Origin of the sequence: Gilliamella sp. B14384G12, from assembly GCF_016101825.1 — a bacterium.
Classification (GTDB): domain Bacteria; phylum Pseudomonadota; class Gammaproteobacteria; order Enterobacterales; family Orbaceae; genus Gilliamella; species Gilliamella apicola_N.
In genome coordinates, this window is the sequence record NZ_JACFPU010000020.1 from 1 (window position 1) to 15,992 (window position 15,992).

Consider the following 15,992-nt stretch of genomic DNA (forward strand, 5'->3'; position numbering starts at 1 on the left):
TATGATAATTTTTAAATCTCGACTATATTTTGACATAAAAAGACCCCCAGTTAGTGGTTGTCCAACTATTGGGGGTCACTTCAAAGGTGCGCCTTTTTTATGTTCTATGTATTGTTTTTCATTAATAGCTACTTAAGACTGGTGCAGGATCGATTTTACAAGCTCTTTGAGCTGGATAATAGCTAGCAACCAAACTTAACAACATTGCTGTAATAAACACAATCACAACATCAAAAAGATGAATTTCAGACGGTAAAAAGTCAACAAAATAGATATTACTGTTAAGGATTTTATGCCCCATCAAAGATTCCACAAGTTCCATGATATTTGATAGCTGCCATGATAAAATTACCCCTAAAATCACCCCGATTAAACTTCCAATTAATCCTGAAATGACTCCATACCAAATAAAAATATGTTTAATTAAACGATTAGTTGCACCGAGTGTTTTTAAAATGGCAATGTCACGTTGTTTATCTTTAACGGCAATTACTAATGTCGAAACAATGTTGAAACAAGCGACACCAATAACAACAATCATAGCCAAATACATAATCTGTCTGATCATTTGAATGTCACGATACATAAAGCCGTAAGTTTGTTCCCAACTATTAAACGACAAGTTTTCATCCAGAGCTAACGCTGCCTGGCTTATAATATACCTAGCCTGATAAACATTATCTACATTGACCATAATGCCTGTGACGCTGCCACCCATATTCAGTAACTTTTGTGCATCTGCTAATGGGAGCAAAGCAACATTATTGCTAAGGCTTCCACTTAAATCCAAAATACCGACAACTTGCAAACGCACTCGTTTCGGAGGTTTAAGTTGATTAGAGTCGCTGGATACTGGAATTAATAAAGTCACCCAATCCTTTTCTTTTACAGCTAGCGTTTTGGCTAAACCAGAACCAATAATAATTTGTTGACTATCTGCTTTAAAGTTTTGCCATTGATTATTTAATACATAATTAGGAAGTGTACTTATTGATTTTTCTTGATTGGGATCGATCGCTTCTACTTCAACCGCGCCAAGTTTACTCGCATTCTCAATTAAACCCGTAAAATTAACAAAAGGTGTAGCTGAGACAATGTGACTATTTCGTTTTAATTCGTCCCGAACATCTCGCCAATTATCCAGATAACCATATTCGGGATAAAACTGGCCATGTGGAACAACGGACAATACTCGATTATGCAGTTCACGCTCAAAACCATTCATTGCACTTAACCCAATAATTAAAGCCGCAATACCTATGGCAATACTGAATGTGGAAATAATTGATATCAAGGACACCATTCCACTTTTACGGCGTCCTTTGCGGAACTTAATGGCAGTGTTTAATGATAAATTCATTGTAATTATCCATTAAATTTTTTCGGTTAATGAACGATTAGACAATTGTCCATCGCGCATAATTAATTGATTATCAAGTTTATTGGCGAGTTCCAGATCATGTGTGACCACTAAAAAAGCCGTGCCATGATCACGATTCAAACTTATCAATAAATCAAAAATGGAATCAGCCGTGGTTTTATCCAGATTACCTGTAGGTTCATCAGCCATGACCAGTGCTGGATTGTTGATAAGCGCTCGCCCTATTGCCACACGCTGGCGCTCCCCACCAGACAGTTCGGATGGCCTATGATTTGCTCGTTTAACTAAATTAACCGATTCCAGCATTGCCATAGCTCGTTTTTTGGCATCATTAGGCTTTGCACCACTAATTAAGAGTGGCATAGCAACATTTTCTAATGCAGAAAAATCGGGTAATAAGTGGTGAAATTGATAGACAAACCCTATCTCTTGATTGCGAAGGTGAGCTTTTTCTTTTTCAGAAAGCTGATTTAATTGCTGAGACTTAAAAATGATTTCACCCGAAGTTGGTTTATCCAGTCCACCAAGAAGATGTAACAATGTGCTCTTACCCGATCCAGAACTCCCAATAATCGCTAATAGAGATTTCGAATGGATATCAAACGATACGTTTTTTAAAACTTCGGTGACCATTTTGCCTTCATTATAAGTTTTACAAAGATTTTTTGCTGAAAGCAAGATTTGTGAATTATTCATAACGTAACGCCTCGGCTGGTTGAATATTGGCTGCACGATAGGCAGGGTAAATAGTTGAAATGAGCGATAACATAAGTAATCCAATAACAATAACGATAATTTGTGTAGGTTCAACCAGTGACGGCAATTGAATACCAGCAAACGATAATCTAAACAGTTGCATGATTTCATTTAAGTAACAAGCCAGTAACAACCCTATAGCACTACCTAATAGTGTTCCAATAATTCCTGAACTAGCGCCTTGAATAATAAAAATTAACATGATTTTAAATCGAGATAGACCTTGGGTTTTTAAAATCGCCACTTCACCTTGTTTTTCCATCACTAATAAACTTAACGAGGTAATAATATTAAAAGCTGCCACAATAACAATCAAACTGATTAATAGTCCCATGACATTTTTTTCCATTTTGATAGCTTGAAATAGTTCTCCTCGTTTTGCTCGCCAATCATTAAAGACTAGTCCTTCTGGTAATGGAGTGTTTGTTACTGAGGTAATCTCTAACGGCTTATCTAAAAACAAACGCCAACTTGTTATTATTCCTTCTTGATAGCGAAGCAGATGACGTGCATCAGTCTGGTTAACATAAATTAAGGCTTGATTGATGTCATGATTGATTGAAAACAGTCCAACGATATTAAATAACCTTTGTGAGGGAATACGGCCAACTGGGGTGATCTGACTGGCATCAGTTACCATCAAGCGAATTTTATCGCCAACAGTTACACCCAGTTGATTGGCTAAAGTTAATCCAATAATGACATTATATTGTCCTGGCACAAGATCCGATACTGAACCACTATAGACATAATCGTTAATTGGATCACCATCATCTGGGTTGATTCCCATTAACGTGCTGACCATAATACCTTGTTCACTTTGCAAAACGACATCGCCTGTAACTAAAGGTGCCACATGATTAACACCGTTAATTTTCTTAAATTGGTCGCCCGCAATCTTATTAGGATCAATGCGACCTTGCGATGTGGTTATCTGAGCCTGAGGCAGAAATTTTAGTATGCTCCCCTGCATTTGATCTTCTAGTCCATTCATGACCGACAACACAACAATCAAGCCAATGGAGCCAAGCATAATACCGAGCATTGATAACCATGACACAAAGCGACCAAAACCATCAGTCTTTTGCCCATAGACATAACGCAAACCGATAAAAAATACTAATGGACGAAATATTTTTGACATAAACGTATATATTACCTGAAACTTTTTGACAAAGTTTAACGAGTTAATTACAAAGTGCCTATCATACAGGATTAAACAGTTATAGAAAACAACCTCATACTTACGTTATAATCTAACATTAATTATTCAGCGAAACCATGCAAAATCAACATGTCAAAAACTCTTAATATTTCAACATTAATTCCTAAAAAATCAGGTGAAGTCAAACAAATTGGGCAGTTAATCGGATCATCTCTATCCCAATTTTGTGCTCAAGCCATTGATGCACACGATGGTTTAGTGGTGATTATTACAGATGATATGCAACAAACAACACGTATTCATGAAGAACTGAGACAGTTTTCACCACATCCTGCTATCTTTTTTCCTGATTGGGAAACACTGCCTTATGATAGTTTTTCACCGCATCAAGACATTGTCTCTGAGCGTCTCTCTTGCCTTTATCATTTAGGACATTTGACAAAGGGTGCTTTGATTTTACCGATAAATACCTTAATGCAAAAGGTCTGTCCACAAAGCTATTTAGGCGGACATGTGTTTATCATGAATAAAGGTCTGCAAATTAGCCGTGAGAATTTACGTTTGCAACTTGAAAATGCAGGTTATCGCTCTGTCAGTCAAGTGATGGAACATGGCGAATATGCAACTCGTGGTGCTCTATTTGATATTTACCCTATGGGCAGTGATAAACCTTATCGTATCGATTTTTTTGATGACGAAATAGATAGTATTCGCACATTTGATGTTGAATCTCAACGCACACTTGATGAAATAACTGAAATACAATTGTTACCAGCCCATGAGTTTCCATTTGATAAAACTGCGATCGAACTGTTTAGAAGCCAATGGCGTGAAAGATTTCCAGTCAGATTAGAGCCAGAAAGTATTTATCAACAAGTCAGCAAAAATATTTTACCAACAGGCATTGAGTATTGGCAGGCCCTCTTTTTTAATGAGCCATTAACGCCCCTGTTTTCATATTTCTCAACTAACACACTCATTATTAACACCGTCAATATTGAGGCTCATGCCAATAAATTTTGGCAAGATGTTAACCAGCGTTATGATAGTCGTAAAGTCGATCCTATGCGACCATTATTAGAGCCTGTAATCATTTGGTCAAAAACCGACGAAATATTTGCCGATTTTAAAAAATACCCAAGACTGGTTTTATCGCACGAAGTTATCAGTGAATCTAATAAAAATGTTAATTTGGCTTATTCAAATTTGCCTGACCTTGCGATTGCTATTCAACAAAAAGATCCCTATTTGCAATTCCATCAATTCATCGAAAATTTCACAGGTAATATTGTCTTTTCGGTTGAATCAGAAGGTCGTAAAGAAGCGTTACAAGAAATTTTAGGACGAATTCGTATTCATCCAACAACGATTAACCAACTAGATGAAATACATCATGTCGATGATCGCTTCTGTATAATTCTAGGTGCAAGTGAGCAAGGTTTTATTGATCAATCCGATAATTTTGCCTTTATCACTGAAAATGAATTATTAGGTCGCCGAATTATTCGACGTAAAAAAGAAAATAAACAAGCAATTAATACCGATACACTCATTCGAAGTTTGGCAGAATTAACACCTGGTAAACCTGTTGTCCATTTAGAGCATGGTGTGGGACGTTATGCGGGTCTAACCACGCTTGAAACAGGTGGCATTAATGCAGAATATTTGATCTTACTTTATGCCAATGAGACTAAGCTATATGTGCCCGTATCATCTTTAAATTTAATCAGTCGCTACTCAGGTGGGGATGAAGAAAATGCTCCACTGAATAAACTTGGCTCGGATGCATGGAGTAAAGCTAGACAAAAAGCGGCCGAAAAAGTACGAGATGTCGCAGCCGAATTACTCGATATTTATGCTGAGCGAGAAAGCAAACCGGGGTTTCAATTTAAGCAAGATCGAGAGCAATATGAACTGTTTTGTGAAGCTTTTCCTTATCAAGAAACGGAGGATCAACAAAACGCAATCGGTGCAGTAATTGGCGATATGTGTTCGCCTTATGCGATGGATCGATTGGTTTGTGGAGATGTTGGTTTCGGTAAAACTGAAGTTGCTATTCGAGCAGCATTTTTGGCGGTAATAAATCATAAACAAACCGCAGTTTTAGTCCCTACCACTCTACTTGCTGAACAACATTACGAAAACTTTTGTGATCGCTTCGCTAACTGGCCAATCCGAATTGAAAGCTTGTCCCGTTTTAAAACAGCTAAACAACAACAAGCGATTATTCAAGCTCTAGGTGAAGGTAAAGTAGATATCGTAATTGGTACTCATAAACTACTACAAGAAGATGTTAAATGGAAAGATCTTGGTTTATTGATCGTTGATGAAGAACATCGCTTTGGTGTTCGCCAAAAAGAACGAATTAAAGCGATGCGTGCCAATATTGATATATTAACCCTCACTGCTACGCCAATTCCGCGTACGCTTAATATGGCAATGAGCGGTATGCGCGATCTTTCGATTATTGCTACCCCACCCGCTCGTCGTTTAGCAGTTAAAACCTTTGTACGCGAATACGATGATCTGGTGATTCGAGAAGCAATTTTACGTGAAATCTTACGTGGCGGTCAGATCTACTACTTACATAATGATGTTTCAGACATTGAAAAAGTAAGTGAAAAACTTGCTGAATTGGTTCCAGAAGCGCGTATTGCCATTGGTCATGGTCAAATGCACGAACGTGACTTGGAACGAGTCATGAATGACTTTCATCATCAACGCTTTAATTTACTGGTTTGTACCACAATTGTCGAAACGGGGATTGATATTCCGAATGCAAATACGATCATCATTGAACGAGCTGATAAATTTGGTTTGGCGCAATTACATCAGTTGCGAGGTCGTGTTGGTCGTTCCTATCATCAGGCTTATGCTTACTTATTAACGCCACATCCAAAACTACTTAGTAAAGATGCTAAAAAACGTCTGGAAGCTATTGCATCACTTGAAGATTTAGGTGCAGGTTTTGCTTTAGCAACACATGATCTTGAAATTCGGGGGGCGGGAGAATTATTGGGCAGTGACCAGAGTGGTCAAATAGAAACGATTGGCTTTAATCTATATATTGAATTACTCGATGATGCGGTTAAATCACTTAAGGAAGGTAAAGAGCCAACCCTTGAATCGCTTCTTAATAACCAGCAAACCGAAGTTGAATTACGTTTGCCAACTTTGATTCCTGACGATTTTATTCCTGATGTTAATACCCGACTGTCATTATATAAACGGATTGCTAGTGTTGAAACAATTGACGAATTAACAGATATACAAATCGAAATGCGTGATCGGTTTGGCAAGCTACCCGATGCCGTACTATTTTTATTAGAAACAACTAAAATTCGTTATCAGGCAAACAAATTAGGAATCACTAAAATTGAATTTGGTGAAAAAGGTGGTTTTATTGAATTTGGTAAGAACAATAAAATTTCTGTGGATTATTTAATTGAAATGATTCAAAAATCACCAAAAAATTATCGCCTTGAGGCCGCAAATCGATTAAAATTGCTGAGTTCACATTTAGAACGAAGTGATCGTATTGGATATATTAAAAATTTGTTGGCTGATTTTTCTAACCATCAAGAGTTATAATGGATAAAATATAAAAAGAGAATTAAGATGAAAAAAAGTATAATAGCGACAGGAGTTATTGCAATATTAGCATTCGGATATATTGGGACTTCAATGTATACCGGAAATTTAATCGAAGAAAACCTCGACACTAACTTAGCTGAGTTTGCCCAGCAAGTTAACAGCAGTCAACAAATTTTTAATCTACAAATTTCACATAATAATGATGAAAAAGGGATATTTTCGACCAAAACACATCTTAAAGTCACCTTGACACAAAAAAACCAAATAATTAATGACGATGATCCTGTTATTGTATTATATGATGATGATGCAACCATTCATCATGGTCCATTCCCTTTAGCCTCCCTTGCTAATGGTTCATTTTCCCCTCAGTTAGCTTGGTTAGAATTTGCTATAACCGAAAAAACCAATCCAACACTATGGAAATTAGCTGGCAATAAACCTTTTATTTCTGGTCATGCAGGTTTAAGTTACAGCGATTATCTTACCGTCAAATTAACAACTGAAGGCATCAAACTAACCCATTCCGACTTTGATCTTATTGAGGATGACGGTGTATTTGAACTAGGTAAATGGAATATTGTATTTGAAAAGCAGAATAATGGCTCTGACCTATCGATGGAAGCATCCCTTGATAAACTTAATCTTGTAATAGACCCAAATAACGTAATTTCTTTCAATGGGTTAAATATGTCACTTAAACCAGAACAAGATAAATCTACTGTTGACTATGATATAAATATTAGTAGTTTAAAAATGAAAAGTATTGAATATGGTTCATATACCGATATCGATTTTAATGATTTAACCTCCAAAGGAAATATTAATTATAAAGACTATAAGATCAGTGATCAAAGTGAAATTAATCGATTAACTATATCAACTAATAGAAGTACATCTAGTGCAGCTAATAACATTGTATTGAATAAATTCGTTTTAAACCAGCAAATGGAATTGAACGAAAAAAACCACGCGGTTGATGGATCATTATTCACAAGTGTTGATTCAATTATCTATGGCAAACAAAACTTAGGTAATGGTTCATTGGATTTAAACTTTAAAGGTCTCGACAAGAAAGATATTTTTAATCGATTTTATATGGACTATTTAGATGATTTACAAGACTTTATTGAGGAAATGCCATTTAACACAACCATCACACTTAATAAGCTTAACTGGCATAATGATGCAGGTGATATTAATGTAAGTTTTCTTTTTGATATTAACGATTTAAATTATTTTACTGACGATGAGGATGATACTTCAAGCGAAATTGATGACAAAATAGATGCATTACAATTAAAAATTGAAGCTCCATTTAATGTTATGGCTCGATTTTATGCACAATTCGAAAATTCTCAAAACAGTCAAGTTACTGAACAACAAGTTAATAGCGTCAAATCAAACATTAAGTTAAGTACTGAAATGTTTTTGGGTAACATACCAATTTTTGTTTTCAATAATGGTCAAACCGACGGTATTTTTTCAGATGTCAGTCTCACCAAAGATAGTGATGAAGTTCAAGTCAATGGTGAAATCATGTCAAAGAAAGATTTCTTTTATAATTTTTAATAAATAAAAGTGAACAATTCAATTAGCCTTTTCCGTCAGTTACACTGACGGAATATTAACCTTTAAATGCTAAAAATAATATACTTATGAATACTCATTCTACACCCTTAAATGAAAATCAATTTAAACGCACCATGAAAACCCGACATTTAATTATGCTTTCTTTAGGTGGCGTAATTGGTACTGGGTTATTTTTTAATACTGGATACATTATTGCCACAGCTGGCGCAGTTGGTGCAATAATCTCCTATTTAATTGGTGCGTTAGTGGTGTATTTGGTCATGTTATGTTTGGGTGAGTTAGCTGTTGCCATGCCTGAAACAGGGGCCTTTCATACTTATGCTTCGCGCTTTATCAGTCCCGCTACTGGCTATACAGTTGCTTGGTTATATTGGTTAACTTGGACTGTTGCCTTGGGTTCAAGCTTAACTGCTGCGGGCATGTGTATGCAATACTGGTTCCCAAATATTCCAGTATGGGTTTGGTGTTTAATTTTTTGTTTAGTGATTTTTGCACTAAACATTATTACAGCACAATTTTTTGCTGAAAGTGAATTTTGGTTCTCAATAATTAAAGTCATCACCATTGTCGTATTTATTATTGCTGGTACGGCGGCTATATTTGGTTTTATTCCAATGAAAAATGATATGCCTGCGCCATTCTTACACAACATTACTGATCATGGTTGGTTTCCTAATGGCATAATTCCAATAGTCATGACAATGGTATCGGTAAACTTTGCATTTTCAGGAACAGAGCTTATTGGTATTGCTGCGGGTGAAACCCATAACCCTGAAAAATCAATTCCGTTAGCCATAAAAACCACTATTTTCCGATTAATCATCTTTTTTGTTGGCACCATTTTTGTATTAGCTGCACTTTTACCAATGGAACAAGCTAGCGTTGTGACTAGTCCGTTTGTGATGGTATTTGAAAATATTGGCATTCCTTATGCTGCTGATATCTTTAACTTTGTAATTTTAACTGCGATTTTATCCGCAGCAAATTCTGGACTTTATGCTTCAGGTCGCATGTTGTGGTCACTATCAAATCAAGGTACATTACCAAAATGCTTTGCTCAATTAACCGATAAAGGAATCCCGACAACAGCTATTGCAGTCAGCATGTTAGGAGGATTATTAGCTCTGTTTTCAAGTATCATTGCTCCTAATACCGTATTTGTTGCTTTAACGGCGATTTCTGGATTTGCAGTTGTAGCCGTATGGTTAAGTATTTGTGCTTCTCACTATTTTTATAGAAAACAATTATCACCATCCGAGCAAAAAAACCTTAAATTTAAAGCTCCATTATATCCATTTGTGCCAATTTTAGGTTTTATTCTTTGTCTTGTTGCTTGTATCGGTTTAGCGTTTGATCCTGAACAACGTATTGCGCTATATTGTGGTATTCCGTTTGTGATTGTTTGCTTTATTGTTCATTATTTAACCCAAGCATTGAAAAAACAAGTTAGAAATCATGAAAGATAATAATCCTATAAAACCGCTTTTAGAACAGAAAAAACACATGATCATTGATGGTGCGTTAGCAAGTGAACTGCAACGTCGTGGTTGCGATCTTAATGACAGTCTATGGTCAGCCAAAGTATTAATTGAACAGCCTGAATTAATTCAACAAGTACATTATGATTATTTTAAAGCTGGTGCCGATTGCGCCATTACTGCGAGCTATCAAGCAACGCCAATGGGATTTGCCCAAAAAGGGATTGAGCTGGAAGAATCCATCAAGTTAATTAAAACCAGCGTAAAATTAGCCCAACAAGCAAAAATGCAATATCTAAACGATATAAAAGAGGATAAAGCTCTCTTAATTGCGGGTTCCGTTGGGCCATATGGTGCTTATCTTGCCAATGGTTCGGAATATACGGGCGATTACCAGCTTAGCGAGAGTGAATTTATTGCATTTCATAAAGATCGGGTTACAGCGCTTATAGATGCAGGTGTAGATATTTTAGCCTGTGAAACGATGCCATCATTTTTGGAAATTAAAGCTTTGACTAAATTAATACAACAATTTCCAATGGTTAATTGCTGGTTTTCATTAACATTAAAAGATCAACAACACATTAGCGACGGTACACCATTAACAGAGGTTATTGAATATTTAAATAGCATTGAGCAAATTGTCAGTGTTGGCATTAATTGCATTGCCCTAGAAAAAGTCACACCTGCTTTAGAAGTACTAAGTAAACTAACCAGTAAACCGCTGATTGTTTACCCCAATTCAGGCGAGGAGTATGACCCTACCACTAAACAATGGCATAAAAATCATCATCACAACTGTACTTTTGCCAATCAGTTAGATACATGGATAAAATTAGGTGCCAAATTAATCGGCGGTTGTTGCCAAACAACCCCAGAAGATATTGTTGAAATTCATCAATTATTAAATAAAAAATAGCTTTATTTTATCCACAACTATCCATATATAAGAATCAATGTAAAATAGTATAACAACTGCCGAACTTGTATTAATTCGGTAGTTGTTATTTAATAGCTAATTAAATTTTTTATCGTGAGTAATTATAAGTTACCGTTGCTTTAGAAATGAGATGAGCATTAACCATAAAACCAATTAACGCAGGTGTGGTTTGTTCATTTACGTCTATATGATCAATATCAAGTGCATATAATGTAAATTGATAACGATGGTCAGATTTTTCAGGAGGACATGGGCCGCCGTAACTCGCTACCCCAAAGTCATTACGCACCACTTGGCTACCTTTAGGTAATAGATCAGGGTTATTACCAGCAGAACGCTTAAGTGCAGTTACATCAACAGGAATATTAACTACTGTCCAATGCCACCAGCCAGAGCCCGTCGGCGCATCAGGATCATACATAGTTATTACTAAGCTTTTTGCATCTTTAGGTACATTATGCCACGAAATATTGGGTGATATATTTTCTCCTCGGCAACCGAATTGATTATAAATAAATTTATTAGTAAAACCATCTTTGACAAGATCTGGAACAGCTAACTGCATTTCCGATGCTAAACAGCTAGCAGACCCTAACATTAAGACACAACACATTATCGGTTTTAGTTTATTAATCATATTCATATGAATCCTTATATATATATTTTATTTAATTAGATTAATACATTAATACTTAATGGATACTATAAACATTGTATACAGAAAGATAAATATCATCTTTTTGATTTATTTATATTTATTTTAAATAATAATTAATTTGTTATTTTAATATTTATATAATTATTCGCGTTTAGATAAGCATATTACTTACAACTGTATACTTGTAAAAAATATTCAGATATCTATACCGTTTCATTTTTTATCAACACTCATTTTATTCTTTAATATTTTCCATTTTGGCATCATATCTTTTACATCAATCTATTTTTTTCAAAGATATAATCTTAGTTGTTTAGATTTTATCATTTGCAATTTTACAAATGTTAATACGTGATTTTTAACTAACCATATAACCAATATAATGAAGTTTGTTATATAATTTTTTTATTATGATAGATTTAAAAGACATCATCGCGATTGAAAGACAAATAAGCATTATTTTGAAACTCGTATCGCATTAATAAATAGGATAAAATAAAGATAAATTGTTTTGCTTTTCAATAATATAGTCGTATTATTTTTCTTAAATTTGCATCTTAGTGAAATATGTTAAAAATAGTAAAAGTGTCACCATAATTATTCTTATAATTCAGTATAAACTTCATTGAAATGAATTTAAATACTATTACTAATATTTAATCTATTATTAGTAGAATTATAATATTTTTTCCTAAAAATATCATCATTCTGATTGTTATCATGATTTACTAAAATTCCAAAACTAAGAATTAAATTAAGATTGAAATGATGTTTGATTAAAATTGATTAAGTCATTTGAATAATACCTAAGTTAAGTTGAGCAAACGCATTATTCTTTTGTGCAGATTTTTTATACCAATAAAGCTCTTTTTTGTAGTTATCTAAATCTGAACCCAATCCACTAGTTGTTAAATATAAATTACCTAATTCAACTTGCGCAGGTATATAATCTTGTTGAGCCGATTTTTCTAAAAAATATAATGCTTTTGAACTGTCTGATTTAACATCAAATCCAAATCGATAATTTATGCCTAATTCATATTGAGCTTTTGCATAATTTTGTTTTGCGGCTTTTTCTAACCAAATAAACGATTTTTCAGAGTCACCGCGCTCTGAATAAATAACAGATAAAGCAAATTCAGCTTCTGCATATCCTTGTTCTGCTGATTGCTGATACCAATAAAAAATTTTATTATTATTTTTTTCATCAACGTTTTTCGATAACAGCAAATTTGCTAAATGATGGTGAATATCTTACCAACGATTTACTCTAAAACTTTTCTAATATTAGTTTTTTTCTGGAAGTAATAATGCTTTTTTAACAAGATAATGTTCACCTTCAGGAGCATTAATTAAATCCCAGCTTAAATTATTACCTTGAATTGTTATAACCGCTAAACCATTTATACCGCCAAAAGTACTATCAAAATGAACCTTAATTTTATTGTCAATTAAGGTAGAAGAAAAAAGAATAGGACAATCAATTTTATTACCATATTGGATAATTGAACATAATTCTCCATTAACTTTGTCATTATCCTCAAATTTTAACTCTATTGAGAAAATACTATAGGGTATTTCATTACTGTCTGTATAGATTTCTTCAGTCCAACTTCCTTCTTTAGGTAATGCATGTAAATAATTAAAGTTAAACAGAAACAATAAAATAACAAATATTTTGAATATACAATTAATTTTCATTCAATCTTTACCTTTAAACAATCATCAACTCTATTTAATCAACTCAGGATTGGCAACAAGGTCAATTTTAGTTTCAAATGTTTTTTCGTGCCGTGTATGTTGTTTTATTAATCTTTGATACAAGCATCAATAGCAGAACAGTGAAGCCATTTTTTAATCATCTTATTTTTTTTTGTTGTATAATTAATCTCATAAAAATTATTTTGTGATCGTACTAAATCAACGATATCTCCCTTAATCAAATACATATTTGTCATATTATTTATATCGGGTTTGTCAAATAGATGGGATTTCATAGTGATATTGTAAGAATTTTCGTAACCAACTACTTTTTTGCTTACAATACAATTCCCTTTTACTGTACCATCTTCCCATCCATAATAGGTAGGCCGTATTTTATGAAACCAATCATCATTATTCATTAACTCATTTAGCTCTTGATTGATTAGATTGTAACAATAAATAGTGGTAACATCTGTATCCGATGACCACACTTGTGATTCGAAACTTACTTTATTTAGCGTAAATAAATTTCTATTTTTATTAAATCCTATATCATAATATATTTTAAAATGACCTCGATCAGGGAAACGAGTAATTACCCTAAGGATATTATTCTCATCATAGCGGGTTAATATATTCTTGACACGATTTCCACCATCCTCATCAAAACTTGGAATTTTTGTGATTAATTTATTATTTTGATAAAGTTCAATACTATCTCTTTCGTTTTCAGTATCAAATTTTGCGCGGTTAACCACATTATGATCGATATTAAATGTGACTTTTTCAGCATATGAATTTCCAAAAAAAATCATCAAAAAAATAGTTAATATTAATTTAAATTTCATTATTGTATTTTGCCTTGATTAAGGTATTTACTAATCCTTTTTTAGTTAAATAGTTGCCCAGCTTATTTATTTTAAAAAAATACTTTATACGAATTATTTTTAATTTCTACCATTCAAACAATTCCATATAAGATTATTTTTATCAACAGAACAAAGTTTATTAACTGATTTCAGTTTAGAATTTTTTTCATTACTCCACTGCTATGCAGTTCATCCATACCTTTCTTTTATTTTTTAGATATTTTCTTAGTTAATAATGTGATCAATCACAATTTTAATTAAGTTCTTAATAATTTAATTATTTTAAACAAGTTAATTATTTGTTTTAAGGCTCCTCTCCAACCTCTACTATTGAGTAAGTCATCAAAATTAATCTTAAATTTATTAACCTTGTAATTTAAGCAATTTTCAATATTACTGTCTGAAAAAACATTAGTTTTTATACTATTCTCATCTAATTCAAATATTCTATAAAGATACATTGGATCATCTGAAGTTACTTTTTTGTATGGATTGTATCGCTAATGTATACTTTCGATACAATCCAAGTTTTAGTATGATCTGCTTTTGTTAAAAACGAAATAAATGATAAAAATAGAAAAATTAATAAATAAAAATAACGAAACATATGCTTTCCTAATAAATCCTTGCTGAACAAATTCTTACTTGTCTTTATTTATTGTTTTTTATGATTAACGATATGATCGTTATTACAAAAAATTTTTTATCTCAATATGTTATCTATTACCATTAGGATAATATTTAAAATATTTCTCATAATTTATCTAAATAAGCACAGCCTTCAAAAATTTCACCTTTATAGTTAATAAAAATTTCATATATTGAATCAGGTTCATCAATATTGATTTCACATTTAGATTCCTTATTAAGACCTCGAATTAATCCAATAACACCATTTTTTGAATGAAAAAAAGCGACAAAATTATTTGTTATAGCAGAGTTTTTTATATCGATTTTTATTGCTATATTGTCTTCTTTCAAATGAAGAAACTGTAATCTATTTTTAGTTATTTTTGCATTCCAAAATGGTTCATTGCCACTTGCATAAAACCCGATTGAATTATTTGTAACTTTATTCCAAAATTTTGTTGGTGATAGCATATCTATCTGTTGCATTTGTTCTGCTTTGGCTTTATTTATCCAATCTATCGTTCCTGTGTTTAAATCCATAAAACTCTGTTCATTATTTTGTGTACTTCCTAAATATAAATATTCTTTATTTGAAGAGTCAATAAATACCTCTTGAGCCAATAGTAATTTAGGAAAAATCAATAAAATTAAAACTAGAAATTTCATAGAATTGCCTTATTTTTTATGAGGATTACCATCTAAAACAAGGGAATATAGATAATTATCCTTTGTATAGAATATGTTAGATTTAACCTTGTCACCAACAACGTTCATGATTAAATTGCTAATGATTATTTATAAGTATTTTTTTCTCAAGTTGGATAAATCTCTAGAAATATTCACCTTTATCCGAAAATCAAATAGGCAATTATCTATTTTTAGAGCGTATTTTTTTGGTCTTAATCTTAGAAGCCAGTTGACAAGCATCGGTTAAATCATTTTTGCAAGCTTGATTAAGCCACAATAATGCTTGCTGGTAATTTGATTGAGCCATTTGAATAATACCTAAGTTAAGTTGAGCAAACGCATTATTTTTTTGCGCCGCTTTTTCATACCAATAAACCCCTTTTTTGTAGCTATCTAAATCTGAACCCAATCCACCAGTTGTTAAATATAAATTACCTAATTCAACTTGGGCGGGTATATAATCTTGTTGAGCCGATTTTTCTAAAAAATATAATGCTTTTGAACTGTCTGATTTAACATCAAATCCAAATCGATAAT

General features: G+C 33.1%; 12 protein-coding genes and 1 pseudogene. 4 read left to right on the forward strand and 9 right to left on the reverse strand.

All coding sequences use genetic code 11. The features are described 5' to 3' along the window. Positions 1-121: 121 nt before the first annotated feature. Genes lolE through lolC form a run of 3 tightly spaced genes read right to left on the reverse strand, consistent with a single transcriptional unit; the run spans position 122 to position 3,272 of the window. Entirely contained in the window at positions 122-1,366 is a 1,245-nt protein-coding gene (gene lolE, locus H3S73_RS13285) for a lipoprotein-releasing ABC transporter permease subunit LolE (RefSeq protein ID WP_198236784.1), read from the reverse strand. A 6-nt stretch (positions 1,367-1,372) separates the two neighbouring features. Continuing rightward, the gene (gene lolD, locus H3S73_RS13290) at positions 1,373-2,077 is read right to left on the reverse strand and encodes a lipoprotein-releasing ABC transporter ATP-binding protein LolD (RefSeq protein WP_039126359.1); all 705 of its coding nucleotides are present in this window, start codon (positions 2,075-2,077) and stop codon (positions 1,373-1,375) included. After that, entirely contained in the window at positions 2,070-3,272 is a 1,203-nt protein-coding gene (lolC, locus tag H3S73_RS13295; RefSeq protein ID WP_198236783.1) for a lipoprotein-releasing ABC transporter permease subunit LolC, read from the reverse strand. Before lolC ends, lolD begins: the two co-directional genes overlap by 8 nt. Positions 3,273-3,431: 159 nt before the next feature. On the opposite strand from lolC, the gene mfd reads away from it, so the two are divergent. From mfd to mmuM, 4 genes are all read left to right on the forward strand, one after another. Next, entirely contained in the window at positions 3,432-6,893 is a 3,462-nt protein-coding gene (gene mfd, locus H3S73_RS13300) for a transcription-repair coupling factor (protein ID WP_198236779.1), read from the forward strand. 27 nt (positions 6,894-6,920) lie between these two features. Continuing rightward, complete coding sequence (locus H3S73_RS13305) at positions 6,921-8,468, forward strand: DUF945 family protein (protein WP_198236778.1); 1,548 nt, start codon at positions 6,921-6,923, stop codon at positions 8,466-8,468. Between the two features lie 86 nt (positions 8,469-8,554). Further along, on the forward strand, positions 8,555-9,955 hold the full coding sequence (gene mmuP / locus H3S73_RS13310) for an S-methylmethionine permease (RefSeq protein ID WP_198229137.1): 1,401 nt from the start codon (positions 8,555-8,557) through the stop codon (positions 9,953-9,955). Then, on the forward strand, positions 9,945-10,886 hold the full coding sequence (gene mmuM / locus H3S73_RS13315) for a homocysteine S-methyltransferase (RefSeq protein WP_198229136.1): 942 nt from the start codon (positions 9,945-9,947) through the stop codon (positions 10,884-10,886). The genes mmuP and mmuM overlap by 11 nt, the downstream gene beginning before the upstream one ends. A gap of 109 nt (positions 10,887-10,995) precedes the next feature. Here the strand turns inward: mmuM and H3S73_RS13320 are convergent, their stop codons facing one another. The 6 genes and pseudogenes from H3S73_RS13320 to H3S73_RS13345 form a co-directional block, all read right to left on the reverse strand. After that, entirely contained in the window at positions 10,996-11,544 is a 549-nt protein-coding gene (locus tag H3S73_RS13320) for a YbhB/YbcL family Raf kinase inhibitor-like protein (RefSeq protein WP_198231979.1), read from the reverse strand. Between the two features lie 807 nt (positions 11,545-12,351). Next, positions 12,352-12,795 carry a tetratricopeptide repeat protein gene (locus tag H3S73_RS13325; RefSeq protein ID WP_198229134.1) on the reverse strand — a complete coding sequence of 148 codons (444 nt, stop codon included), beginning with the start codon at positions 12,793-12,795 and terminating at the stop codon, positions 12,352-12,354. Between the two features lie 57 nt (positions 12,796-12,852). Beyond that, entirely contained in the window at positions 12,853-13,266 is a 414-nt protein-coding gene (locus H3S73_RS13330; RefSeq protein WP_198236777.1) for a hypothetical protein, read from the reverse strand. Positions 13,267-13,373: 107 nt separating this feature from the next. Continuing rightward, on the reverse strand, positions 13,374-14,117 hold the full coding sequence (locus H3S73_RS13335) for a hypothetical protein (protein WP_198236776.1): 744 nt from the start codon (positions 14,115-14,117) through the stop codon (positions 13,374-13,376). Positions 14,118-14,891: 774 nt separating this feature from the next. Next, complete coding sequence (locus H3S73_RS13340) at positions 14,892-15,434, reverse strand: hypothetical protein (protein ID WP_198236775.1); 543 nt, start codon at positions 15,432-15,434, stop codon at positions 14,892-14,894. A gap of 202 nt (positions 15,435-15,636) precedes the next feature. Next, a pseudogene (locus H3S73_RS13345) lies at positions 15,637-15,992 on the reverse strand (SEL1-like repeat protein); the annotation flags it as partial.